This is a genomic window from Variovorax sp. P4_D9, assembly GCF_056401695.1.
Window position 1 is genome coordinate 1 of sequence record NZ_JBFUIU010000217.1, and the last position, 12,203, is coordinate 12,203.

The window sequence follows — 12,203 nt, forward strand, 5'->3', positions numbered from 1 at the left end:
GATCCACGCCGCACGCTGATCCAGGCCGAGAAGCGCGCGGTCGCCGAAGTGCGCGTGGTCGACGAGCCGGTGACCGTGATCGTGTCGCAGAAGGGCTGGGTGCGTACGCAGAAAGGCTGGGCCAGCGAGCGCGGCGCGGGCGCGACGGCGCCCGAGTACAGCTTCAAGTCGGGCGATGCGCTGTACGAGGCCTTCGAATGCCGATCGGTCGACATGCTGCTGGTCTTCGGAACCGCCAAGGACAAGGGCGTGCGCGTCTACAGCGTGCCGGTGGCCTCGCTGCCGGGCGGTCGCGGCGACGGCCAGCCGGTGACGACGCTGATCGACCTCGACAGCGGCACGCACGTGGCGCATTACTTCGCCGGGCCGCTCGGCGCCAGCCTGCTGCTTGCGAACACCGGCGGCTACGGCTTCATCGCCTCGGTCGAGAACATGATCTCGCGGCAGCGCGGCGGCAAGGCCTTCATCGACGTCGGCGAGGGCGAGCAGCTCTGCCGGCCGTCGCTGGTCGGCGGCGCCGGCGGTGCCGAGCCGCTGCCGGCGGCCACGCACGTGGCCTGTGCCTCGACCGGCGGCCGGATCCTGACCTTCGAGATCGGAGAGCTCAAGGCACTGCCGAAGGGCGGCCGCGGGCTGACCTTGATCGACCTCGAAGCCAAGGACACGCTGGCCGGTGCGGCGGCCTACACGCGCAGCGTGAAGATCGAAGGCATCGGCCGCGGCGGCAAGGAGCGCGAGGAGACGCTCGAGATCCGTACGCTCAACAACGCCCGCGGCAGCCGGGCGCGCAAGGGCAAGGCGGCCGACCTCGGCTTCAAGCCGAGCGGCGTCGTGCGCGTGCTGTAGGGACGCGCGCCATGGAAATCGGAATCATCGGACTGGCGATCGCGGTCCTGAGCGGCTTGGCCAGCTTCGTGCTGGGCCGCTGGCTGTCGAGCCGCCGGCGGCAGAAGAAGGCCGAGCAGGCGCGGGCCGCCGCCGAGGCCGGGCAGAGCCGGCAGGTGCGGCGGGCGCAGGAGCGTCAACGCAAACGTTGAGCCGGCCCTACTTCAGCCCGGCCCACCAGCGCACGTTGGTGCGCGGCTGGCCGACTGTCAGCACCTCGCCGATCAGTGGCGTGGCGAGTGCGATCTTCTTGCTCTCCGACAGATCGGCGATGCGGTCCAGCGGGTCGTGCCAGGTGTGGAAGGCGAGGTCGAAGGTGCTGTTGTGCACCGAGTACAGCACCTTGCCGCGCAGGTCCTCGACGGCCTGCACGCTTTGTTCGGGCGTCATGTGGACGGACGGCCAATAGGCGTCGTAGGCACCGTTCTCCAGCATCGCCAGGTCGAAGCCGCTGAAGCGCTCGCCGATCTCGCGGAAGCCCTTGAAGTAGCCTGAGTCGCCGCTGTAGAAGATGCGCTGGCCGCCGCTTTCGATCACCCACGAGGCCCACAGCGTGCTGTTGCGATCGCTCAGGGTGCGTCCTGAAAAGTGCTGCGCCGGCGTCGCCACCAGCTGCACGCCGTCGTGCTGCGCCTGGTCCCACCAATCGAGTTCGGTGACCCGCTCGGCCGGCACGCCGAACTCGACCAGCCGCGCCTTCACACCCAGCGGCGCGAAGTAGCGCTGCACCCGCTGCGACAGGTATTCGATGGTCGCGACATCGAGATGGTCGTAGTGGTCGTGCGAGAGGATCAACCCCTCGATCGGCGGCAGCTGCTCGAGCGAGATCGGCGGCGGGTGGAAGYGCCGCGGCCCGAGCCATTGGAAAGGCGAGGCGCGCTCGCTGAACACCGGATCGATCAGCCAGTACTTGCCGCGCAGCTTGAGCAGATGCGACGAATGGCCCAGGCGCACCAGGTGGTTGGCCTGCGGGTCCAGCGCCTCGAGTTGCGCGGTGGCCAGTGCCTGCACCGGGATCGGGTCGGTCGGCACGGTGTCGGTCTTGGTGCCGACCAGAAAGCGTGACCAGATCTGCCAGCTGCCGGCCGAGGGCAGGGCGTCCGGGTTCGGTGGGTTCTGGAAGCTGCAGTCCTTGAACTGGGGGGAGGCCGTATAGGGGCTCTCGCAGGCGCTGCTGCCGTGGCAGGCCGTGAGCAGCGCGCAGGCTGCCAACGCCAGGCCGGCGCGCCAGCGGGACTGATTGCGCATCGGGATGAGGGGCGTGGCATCGGGGCGAGCGGCGGGCATGGGGYGGGTTTCCGAAACGGGGCTGCAGCGGGCAGGGGGCGGCCGCGAGCTTACCCAATGCGGCCCGTCGATGCCGGCCCTTGCGCTCCGACATAGGCCGTTCGAGCCATTGATCGATCGCCTCGTGCATGAAATATTGCATTGAACGACGAGGAGCCGAATGGACGACACCATCCAGAAGCTGGTCGCCGAGCGTCGATGCGCCCTGCACGGCGCCGACGATGGCCGACGGCCCTGGGGCCTGGCGCTGTCGGGTGGAGGCATCCGCAGCGCCACCTTCTGCCTGGGCCTGCTGAAAGCGCTGGCGGCACGTCGGCAACTGCTCAAGTTCGACCTGATGTCGACCGTGTCGGGAGGTGGCTACATCGGTGCCGCGCTCGGGCGACTGTGCACCAATGCCCATTCGGCCCAGGAGGTGCGCGAGATCGAGGTCGCGCTCGGCGATGTCGACCGGGCGCGCTTCGGCTGGTGGCTGCGCGCCAATGGCCGCTACCTGATTCCGGGCGGCCTGCGCGACACCCTGTTCGCCACCGCGCTCTATCTGCGCAATCTGCTGGCCACCCACATCGAGCTGGCGATCGCCGCCAGCCTGATCGGCATGGTGCTGGCGGCCACCAACCTGCTGCTGTGGGACGCCGTGTTCCGTGCCGTCGACCTGAACAGCGTGCCGCCGGACGCGGTGGTGCGAACCCCCGAGCTCTATGCCGAGCACTACGTGCGGCTGGTGGTCGAGTGGGCGACTCAGTGGCCGACGCTGTGGTTCACGCTGGTCGGTCCCTTCCTCGCCTCGGTGGTCCTGGCCTGCGCCTACTGGTCGGTGCACGACAGGCCGTCGACCTCGTCGATGCTGCTGCAGGTCGCGATGTGGCTGGCGCTGGGCCTTGGCGCTGCTTTCGTCGCTCCGAAGCTGATGCAGCGCTACAGCGGTCCGCCCTGGCTGGCGCCGGCCTTCGAGGCCTTCGCGGTCTGCTGGGTGGTGGCCCTGCTGTGGGTGTTGCACCGCAGCCGCAGGCGCTCGCCCGGCGAGTTGCGCAACGAGCTGACCGACCGGCTGGCCTCGGTGATGAACGCCGCGCTGCTGATCGTCATGCTCGGCCTGCTCGACCGCAGCGCCTGGTGGCTGGCGGCCGAGGGCCAGGAGCAGCGCGCCTCGTACGGCGCGGTTCTGCTGGTGGCGGCGGCGGTGCTGCGCGGCGTGCTGCCGATGCTGCTGTCGCACCGGCAGGAGCTGCCCGGCGTCGGCAAGACGCTGATGTTGACGCTCGCCAGCCTGCTCGGACTGGCGCTGGCCTTCTGCCTCGCGGCCTGGTGGGTCGGCGTGGTGTATGCGGCCGTGTTGCTGCCGGTCTTCACGCCCGCCGGGCTGGACTTCATGCGCGGCTGGGCCTGGCTCGGCACCATCGCCGTGATCATCGGCGTCTATGCGCTGGCGACCGGGCGCAACTTCGCCTTCCTGAATGCGTCGTCGCTGCACATGTTCTACAAGGCGCGCATCGTACGGGGCTATCTCGGTGCCGCCAACGCACGGCGGCTGGGTGCCCAGGCCACCGACAAGGTGTCCGGACTGGAGCCGCCGCAGGTGCCGGTCGGCGAGGTCGATCCGCACGACGACATCTCGCAGCTGCGCTACGCGCCGCATGCCCATGGCGGCCCGGTGCACCTGGCCAACGTGTGCATCAACCAGACGCACGACACCAAGGAGCGGCTGTTCAACCGCGACCGCAAGAGCCAGCCATTGACTATCGGCCCACTGGGCTGGATGCAGGCCGGCGGTGCCCCATGGGCACAGGCGCACGGCGACGGCGCGCTGACGCTGGGGGCCTGGATGGCGATTTCCGGCGCAGCTTTCGCGCCGGGCCTCGGGCGGCTCACCAAGCGCGGCATCTCGGCGCTGTCGCTGTTCGCGGGCCTTCGGCTCGGCTACTGGTGGAACAGTGCCGGGGCCGGCATCGCCCAGCACGGCGCGGTGATCCATGCGAGCCCGCTGCTCATGAAGACCCGCTTCCTGCTGCTCGAGTGCTTCGGCGCCTTTCCGGGCAGCAGCTCGGCCAACTGGTACCTGAGCGATGGCGGCCATTTCGAGAACACCGGCGCCTACGCGCTGCTGCGGCAAGAGGCGGCGCTGATCGTCATCGCCGATTGCGGCGCCGATCCGGACTACCGCTTCTGCGACCTCGAGATCCTGATCCGGCGGGCCCGCATCGACCTCAATGCCGAGATCGTCTTCATGAAGCCGCGGCCCGATGCCGAATGGACGCACCTGGGTGCCTTCGGCTCGCTCAACGACCTGGCCTCGCCTACCAGCCAGGCCTGCCTGGCGCTGGCGCAGGTGCGCTACGCGAGCGGCGCCACCGGGCAGATCGTGCTCGTGAAGCCCAATGTCTCGGCCGCGCTGCCGGTCGACCTGGTCAACTTCAAGGCCGCCAACCCGCTGTTCCCGCAGCAGCCGACCACCGACCAGTTCTTCGACGAGGCGCAATGGGAGAGTTACTTCCGGCTCGGCTCGGAAATCGGCTTCCGGCTCGACGAAGAGATGCTCGAGCATGTCGCGCAGGGCGCGCCGGGGCTGTTCGTGCTCGACGACGGCCAGCCGGATTCGAGCGCCCGCGGCGCCAAGCCCGGCGACAAGGACAGCGCCGCGGCGGCCGCGGTGGGCTCGATGAGCCGGGTGCAGGCCCGTGTGCTCAAGGCCGGCGCGGTGACGGCGTCGATCGGCATCGGCACCGCCGCCACCTTCGGCGTCGCCGCCTGGCAGGGCATCGACAGCTGGCGCGCCCAGCGCGCCGACCAGGAGCGTTCGGAGAACGGCGCCTTCAAGGACCTCACCGAACGCTGGGCCCATCTGCGCAACGGCGAGGCCGACAGCGACGCGCCGGCCCTGCTGGCGGCCGAGTTGCTGCGCACCGGCGACCTTCTGTGCCGCGAGGGCAGCGACAACTTCATGGCCAAGTTCCGGCTCTCGGTGCGGATCGTCGACGATGCCAAGCAGGCTTGCGCCGGCGAGGCCGCGGGCCAGCGCTCGCCGGCCTGTACGCGGCTGCTCGATCCCGGCAACGGCATCGACTGTCTGCAGCCGGCGCAGGCGCCGCCATGCGCGCCACGCTACTGGGCGCGCGACTACAGCGGCCAGACGGGTTCCAAGCAGAACTGCAGCGGCATCTTGCCGGAGCCCTTCAAGCTCGCGGTCTGGCTGCGCGACCGGCTCGGCGGATTGGGGCGCGGCGACCAGGTGGCGAGCGCACCACCGATTGCAGCCGGCCCGCCGCCGACCTACGCACCGTCGCCCGAGGGCAGCGGCGTGCCGCCACCGGCGCCGATTGCGTCGGACGCCTGCGAAGGCGCGGTGGTCTACATCCTGACCTACGGCACCGGCCTGCGCGACAAGGCACGCGCCTGGCGCGCCCCGTGGCGCGCGCTCGGCGCCTCGGTGCCGCCGATCGAGGACGTGCTGAGCACCTCGCGCCGCGCCGGGCGCGCGCCGCCGGTGGGGCATCCGGTGCCGACCGTCGTCATCCGCGAGGAATCTTCGCGCGCTTGTGCGCAGGCCCTGATCCAGACCGCGCAGTCGCCGACGGGGCAGCCGTGGGCGATCCGGCTGCTGCCGCGCCCGGTGCCTTCCGACCCGGGCGCGATCGAGGTCTGGCTGCCGCGCGCCAGGGACGCGGCAGCGAGTTGAGCCGCTGCGATCAGTGCCGCTTCGCGGGCTTGACGGTCAACACGACGTCGAAGAACTCGCTGCTGCCGTCGTCGTTGTCGCTGACCAGGGCACCGATGGCCCGCTGCCTTTCGGTGTGCGTCAGCGCGACGGACTCGACCTTGGTCTTGACCGGCAGGCCGCCGCTGGAGAGGCGTTGCGCGCTTCGGCTCAGGTCCAGGGGCGCGCGGTCCTTGAGCCTGGACCGGGGGATCAGGCCGAGGTAGCTGCCCAGCACCGCGCCGTCGTCGTAGGCATTGCCGGATCCCTCGACGGAGGCACTGTAGACCAAGCTGTCGATCTCGGGCCAATAGTCGGCGCCGGAGAACCCTGCCTCGAACCCCTTCAGTCGGGGCAGCCTGGCCTCGTGCAGGCCGATGTCGGCGATCTTGTCGGCCTTGCCGGTCATGTAAGCCATGAGGTCGGCGAGCGCGACCGTGAACAGGATGTTCCTGTCGGCGTTGCCTCGGTTGAAGAAGTAGGCATCGTCATGGGCAATGGCCAGGGCCTCGATGTTGACCGTCTGGTCGGCCTTGAAACCCGCGAGGTCGGCGAAGTCCCGGTACAGCGCGGCCATGTCCCGCCCATGCGAGGTGGACTTGCCATCCGTGGCGACCATCAGTCCGGTTTCCCGCGTGCCCTTCTTGCCGCCGGAGCCCAGGATCAGGTTCCAGACCGACCCGTTCCACGTGACGGTGGCCATCGCCTCGTAGTCGGGCTTGATGTTTTTGGCGATGCGGCCGTTGCCCTGGACGGGATAGTCCTTCAAAAGCGAGCGGTCGATGATCGTGAACTTGCGATCCAGCGTGAACAGATAGGGCGAATCGTCCCCGACCACGAAATACCTTCCTGCATGCCAACTCATGCCGGAGCCGGAAGGAAGTCCCTGCTGGACCACGGGCCCGGTGATGCGGATCCCCATGTCGGCGGCATGAGAACTCCAGGCGGCCATGGCCAGCAGCAGCAGCGCCGCAGCAACGCTCCTGATCATGGCGAGACAACCCCCCTCGACACGCGCTCAGTCCGAACCCGGGCGCCAGACCCGGGCCAGCACGCCGAGCTTGGTGCGCAGCGTGTGCCGCTCGTCGGACAGCGCATCGATGAAGTCCGACAGGCGCTTCGACTTGACCATGGTGTAGACCGTGAGCCAGGTGGTGAATGCGAAGACGATGCCGAACCACAGCAGCTTGCGCCACAGCGGCGAGTCGGCCTCGGCCAGCAGGTTCATGCCGAGGAAGCCGGTGGTGATGGTGCCGATCAGGCCGAACAGCGTGACCACCGTGAGCCGCACCACCGTGTTGGCCTGGCGGCGCAGGCTGTCGGCTTCGAGGTAGGTATTCATGTCGGCGATGCGCTCCTTGACCTCGTCGTAGAGCGGGTCGAGCCCCAGGTGCGTGGTGCACATGTGGGACAGCGCGCGCACCTGCGCCTGCTCCGAGATCTCGTGGAACCAGTAGCGGTGCGTGAAGCGCAGAAAGCCCTCGAAGCTGGCGCGGATTGCTCGTTTGAAGCGCTTGACGCTGGCGACGTCGTGGATGTCGAGCATGCGCAGCGCCTCGACCAGCCGGTCGGAGTACATCAGCAGTGCCGCCTTCTGGAAGTGCGCGATCAGGAACAGCAGGAAGTGCTGGTGCCTGAACTGCGCCAGCACGCCGCGGTCGCGGCAGCAGAAGTATTCGGCGTGGGCATCGCCGATCACGATCAGTGCGAGGCCGTTGCAAAGGTAGCGGGTGCGGGGCGCGGCACCGGCATCGGTCCAGAAGCGGTCGTAACAGAAGCGCTTCTCGAAGTCGACCACGTGCTCTTCGATGTAAGGCAGAGGGCGGGCTGCGCTGCCGGGGGGCTCGGCCGTGCCGGTGACCATCGCCAGCCGGATGAAATCGCTGCGCGAGAGGCGGCGCGGATCGTCGAGCGCGAGGTAGGCCATCACCGGCATCCGGTAGTACTCGATCTGGCGGAAGCGCAGCATCCCGGCCTCGTCCGAATGGTCGCTGACCAGCGGCCGCATGAGCCAGGCCCAGTGGGCGGCCAGCCGCGGCGCACGGTGCTCGGCCACATGCGCCAGGAAGGCTTCGCGCTGCTGCGCATCGGAAGCAGCCAGCACGCTGCCATCGGCGGCCAGCCACTCGACGTTGTGCATGCAGTGCAGCGCCTGGCCCTGCGCATCCCAGCCGCCGGGGTAGGCGCGGCCGAAGCGATACAGGATCTCGTGTGCCTGCGCCAGGGTCAGCTGATCGACGCCGACCTCGACGTTGAGCAGCACCACGTCGACGTCGAAGAAGAAGTAGAGATCGACATGCACCACCTGCAGCGTGATCGGCGCGTCGCCCGGCCGCGCCACCACCCGCACCGCGGCGACGTCGCTGCGGCGGAACACCCGCATCGGCGAATCGCCGCCGCTGGCGCCGCCGGCGGCGCTGGTCGCGCGGCCCTTGCGGCCGTCGCCATACAGGAAGCGCTGCACGTAGGGCAGGAAGCTCACGAACTCGTTGTAGTGGCGCTCGTGGAAGCGGTCGCTGGCGCCGGTGTATTCGTCGATCTCCTCGCGCCAGGGGGAGGCATCGCCGAGGTCGCGCAGCACTTGCCACGGGCCGCGCTGCGCCGAGCGCGGCTGGTGGGTCGGCATCAGGCGCAGAGGCCACAGCAGGGTCTGGCGCAGGTGCTGCACGACGGGTGCGGCACCTGCGCCGGAAAGCTCCGCCTCGGCGTCCGCCAGTTCGGTGTTGAGCATGCCGCCAGTGTAGGCATCAGCGGGACCTAGGGGAATCCCTAGGACGGTGCTGAAACCGGTTTCACATATACTGCGATGCCCCTTATGAAGTGCTTTTCCGACGGGGTGCACCAACATCGAACCTGCCTTCGAATCGACGCCCCCCGTGAACTACCAATTCCAGTTCGACGCCGTCTTCGCCGCCTGGCCCCTGCTGCTCAAGGGCACCTGGATCACGATCCAGCTGTCGCTGGTGGCCACGCTGCTGGGCCTGGTGGTGGCGGTCTTCTGCGCCTGGGGCAAGACCTCGGGCCCGGCCTGGCTGCGCTTCGTCGTCAACGCCTACATCGAGGTCATTCGCAACACGCCCTTCCTGGTGCAGCTGTTCTTCTTTTTCTTCGCGCTGCCGGCCATCGGGCTGCGCTGGTCGCCCTACACCGCGGCGCTGACCGCGATGGTGGTGAACCTCGGCGCCTATGCGGCCGAGATCGTGCGCGCCGGCATCGAATCGATTCCCAAGGGGCAGATCGAGGCCGGCCGGGCGCTCAACCTGAAGCCCTGGGAAATCTTCCGCTTCGTGATCATCAAGCCGGCGCTGAAGGCGATCTATCCGGCGCTCACGAGCCAGTTCATCCTGCTCATGCTGAGTTCGGCCGTGGTCTCGGTGATCTCGGCCGACGACCTGACCTCCGTGGCCGCCAATCTGCAGTCGCAGACCTTCCGCAGCTTCGAGATCTACATCGTGGTGGCCTGCATCTACCTGGCGCTGTCGCTGGCTTTTTCGGCGCTGTTCAAGCTGATCTACAGGCGCACGCTCAACTATCCGGACCGGCGCTGAACACCATGCGTACCTTCGGCTTTCCTGAATTCCTGTTCATCCTCGAAGCGGCCCAATGGACGCTGGCCTTGTCCGYGATCGCCTTCGTCGGCGGCGCGATCCTCGGCCTCGCGATCGCCCTCGCACGCACCGCCGACAACAAGGCCGCCCGTGTGCTGTCGACCGGCTTCATCCAGATCTTCCAGGGCACGCCGCTGCTGCTGCAGCTGTTCCTGATCTTCTTCGGCGCGCCGGTGCTGGGCCTCGAAATCAACCCGTGGATCGCGGCCGGCGTGGCGTTGATCCTCAACAGCGCCGCCTTCCTCGGCGAGATCTGGCGCGGCTGCATCGAGGCGATCCCGCGCGGCCAGTGGGAGGCTGCGCAGGCGCTGAACCTCAGCTACGCCGCGCGGATGCGCGACGTGGTGCTGCCGCAGGCCTTCAAGATCGCGCTGCCGCCCACGGTGGGCTACGTGGTGCAGATCATCAAGGGCACCTCGCTGGCTGCCATCATCGGCTTCACCGAAGTCACGCGCGCCGGCCAGATCATCAACAACGCCACCTTCCAGCCGCTGCACGTGTTCACCACGGTGGCCGCGATCTACTTCGTGATCTGCTGGCCGCTGTCGCTGCTGGCCGCGCGCATGGAGCGCAAGCGGGCGCGGGCGCTGGCACGATGAGCTTTCTCTCGCTTCTTCATCCAAGTCCTCAACCTAGGAGACCTTCGACATGATCCGTTCCACCACCCGCCGCGCTGCGCTTGCAGCACTGGGCCTGGGCGCCGCGCTCACGACCTTCGCTCCCTTCGCCTCGGCCCAGAGCGTGGCCGACATCAAGAAGAAGGGCGAAATCACGATCGGCATGCTGGTCGACTTCCCGCCCTACGGCACCACCGACGCGAAGAACCAGCCCGACGGCTACGACGCCGACGTCGCTAAGCTGCTGGCCAAGGAGTGGGGCGTCAAGGCCAACATCGTGCCGGTCACCGGCCCGAACCGCATTCCCTTCCTGCTGACCAACAAGGTCGACCTGTTGGTCGCCTCGCTGGCCATCACGCCCGAGCGGGCCAAGCAGGTGCAGTTCTCGCAGCCCTATGCGGCCGCGACCATCGTGCTCTACGGCAAGACCGGCACGCCGATCAAGAGCGCGGCCGACTTGAAGGGCCTGCGCGTGGGCGTGGCCCGCGCCAGCACGCAGGACGTCGCCGTGACCAAGGCCGCGCCCGAAGGCACCGAGATCCGCCGCTTCGACGACGACGCTTCGGCCATGCAGGCGCTGATGTCGGGCCAGGTCGATGCGATCGGCGCTTCGACGACCGTCGCCGCCCAGATCGCCAAGCGCGTGCCGCCGAACACCTTCGAGAACAAGTTCAACCTGGTTCAGCAGAACATGGGTATCGCGATGCGCCCCGGCCAGGACGACCTGCTCAAAAACGTTAACGACTTCGTGGCGAAGAACTCGGCCAATGGCGAGCTCAACAAGCTCTATCAAAAGTGGCTGCAGACCGACCTGCCCAAGCTGCAGTAAGACGAACCGATCCCGGGAACATCCATGACCGACGCAGTCACGAACAGCGCAGCAGCAGCCGACCCGATCATCCGCATGGAGGCGGTGAACAAGTGGTACGGCAGCTTCCAGGTGCTGACCGGCATCGACCTGTCGGTGCGCACCGGCGAGCGCATCGTGATCTGCGGCCCTTCGGGCTCGGGCAAGTCGACCCTGATCCGCTGCATCAACTGCCTTGAGACGGTGCAGAAGGGCAAGATCGTGGTCGATGGCATCGAGCTCACGGCCGGCGGCAAGAACGTCGATGCCGTGCGGGCCGAGGTCGGCATGGTGTTTCAGCAGTTCAACCTGTTCCCGCACCTGACGATCCTGCAGAACTGCACGCTGGCGCCGATGCGCTCGCGCGGCATGAGCAAGACCGAGGCGGAAGAAGTGGCGATGAAGTATCTGACCCGGGTACGCATCCCCGAACAGGCCCACAAGTACCCGAGCCAGCTCTCGGGCGGCCAGCAGCAGCGGGTGGCGATCGCGCGTGCGCTGTGCATGGCACCCAAGATCATGCTGTTCGACGAACCGACCTCGGCGCTCGATCCCGAGATGGTCAAGGAAGTGCTCGATACCATGATCGGTCTCGCCGAGGACGGCATGACCATGCTGTGCGTCACTCACGAGATGGGCTTCGCCCGCAGCGTGGCCGACCGCGTGATCTTCATGGCCGACGGCCGGATCATCGAGCAGGGGCCGCCGGCCGAATTCTTCGGCAATCCGAAGCACGAGAAGACGCGCCAGTTCCTCGGACAGATTCTGAGTTCCCATCAAGCGCACTGACGCCGCGAAGCCAGATATGACGCCGGTACTGATTTCCCTTTCGTCCTTCGGCGCCGCAGAGATCGGGCGCCATGGCCAGCTCTGGTGCGCGCAGCTCGCGCGTGCCGCCGGTGCCGATAGCGTCGAGGTGCGCGGCGAACTGCTGCGCGAACCGGCCTCGGAGTTGCCTGCGATGGTCGGCCTGGCCTCGGTCTACTCCAGCCCCGAGGGCCTCTGGGCCGAGGGCGGCTGGCTCGACAGCGCGGCGCTCGGCCGCGGCATCGCTGCGGCCACCACGCTCGGCGCCAAACGGCTCAAGATGTCGATCGGCGACTTCGGCCCGGCCTCGCACGGTTCGCTGTGGGGACTCAAGGTGCAGCTCGCCGAGACCCGCATCGAGCTCGTGATCGAGAACGACCAGACCGTCTCGGCCGGCACGCTGCCGGCGCTGCAAGGCTTCTTCGACGCTGCCGACCGCGCCGGCCTCGAGCTCGGCA

General features: G+C 68.2%; 10 protein-coding genes and 1 pseudogene. 8 read left to right on the plus strand and 3 right to left on the minus strand.

The window, feature by feature from the left end:
- Both AC1DY5_RS22710 and AC1DY5_RS22715 read left to right on the plus strand, forming a co-directional pair.
- The coding region (locus tag AC1DY5_RS22710) for a DNA gyrase C-terminal beta-propeller domain-containing protein (protein ID WP_478114990.1) at positions 1-846 on the plus strand (846 nt) is incomplete at its 5' end.
- An 11-nt stretch (positions 847-857) separates the two neighbouring features.
- Positions 858-1,037, plus strand: coding sequence for a hypothetical protein (locus AC1DY5_RS22715; RefSeq protein ID WP_478114992.1), 180 nt, complete (start codon positions 858-860; stop codon positions 1,035-1,037).
- A 7-nt stretch (positions 1,038-1,044) separates the two neighbouring features.
- On the opposite strand, the gene AC1DY5_RS22720 is transcribed toward AC1DY5_RS22715, so the two are convergent.
- Positions 1,045-2,133 carry an MBL fold metallo-hydrolase gene (locus AC1DY5_RS22720; protein ID WP_478115004.1) on the minus strand — a complete coding sequence of 363 codons (1,089 nt, stop codon included), beginning with the start codon at positions 2,131-2,133 and terminating at the stop codon, positions 1,045-1,047.
- Positions 2,134-2,332: 199 nt separating this feature from the next.
- Between AC1DY5_RS22720 and AC1DY5_RS22725 the strand changes: the two genes are divergently transcribed.
- On the plus strand, positions 2,333-5,848 hold the full coding sequence (locus AC1DY5_RS22725) for a patatin-like phospholipase family protein (protein WP_478114993.1): 3,516 nt from the start codon (positions 2,333-2,335) through the stop codon (positions 5,846-5,848).
- A 10-nt stretch (positions 5,849-5,858) separates the two neighbouring features.
- On the opposite strand, the gene AC1DY5_RS22730 is transcribed toward AC1DY5_RS22725, so the two are convergent.
- Both AC1DY5_RS22730 and AC1DY5_RS22735 read right to left on the minus strand, forming a co-directional pair.
- Positions 5,859-6,857, minus strand: coding sequence for a DUF6929 family protein (locus AC1DY5_RS22730; protein ID WP_478114995.1), 999 nt, complete (start codon positions 6,855-6,857; stop codon positions 5,859-5,861).
- Between the two features lie 27 nt (positions 6,858-6,884).
- Positions 6,885-8,597, minus strand: coding sequence for a hypothetical protein (locus AC1DY5_RS22735; protein WP_478114997.1), 1,713 nt, complete (start codon positions 8,595-8,597; stop codon positions 6,885-6,887).
- Positions 8,598-8,742: 145 nt separating this feature from the next.
- Here AC1DY5_RS22735 and AC1DY5_RS22740 point away from each other — a divergent pair, with 145 nt between their 5' ends.
- The 5 genes and pseudogenes from AC1DY5_RS22740 to AC1DY5_RS22760 all read left to right on the plus strand — a co-directional run.
- Positions 8,743-9,414 (plus strand): amino acid ABC transporter permease, encoded by a 672-nt coding sequence (locus AC1DY5_RS22740; RefSeq protein WP_286532378.1) that lies wholly within the window; start codon positions 8,743-8,745, stop codon positions 9,412-9,414.
- A gap of 5 nt (positions 9,415-9,419) precedes the next feature.
- Complete coding sequence (locus tag AC1DY5_RS22745; protein WP_478114999.1) at positions 9,420-10,073, plus strand: amino acid ABC transporter permease; 654 nt, start codon at positions 9,420-9,422, stop codon at positions 10,071-10,073.
- Positions 10,074-10,122: 49 nt separating this feature from the next.
- Complete coding sequence (locus tag AC1DY5_RS22750) at positions 10,123-10,920, plus strand: transporter substrate-binding domain-containing protein (protein ID WP_478115001.1); 798 nt, start codon at positions 10,123-10,125, stop codon at positions 10,918-10,920.
- A 24-nt stretch (positions 10,921-10,944) separates the two neighbouring features.
- Positions 10,945-11,727: an amino acid ABC transporter ATP-binding protein gene (locus AC1DY5_RS22755; RefSeq protein WP_478115003.1), complete on the plus strand. Its 783-nt coding sequence runs from the start codon at positions 10,945-10,947 to the stop codon at positions 11,725-11,727.
- 16 nt (positions 11,728-11,743) lie between these two features.
- Positions 11,744-12,203: pseudogene (locus AC1DY5_RS22760) on the plus strand (glutamine ABC transporter ATP-binding protein); the annotation flags it as partial.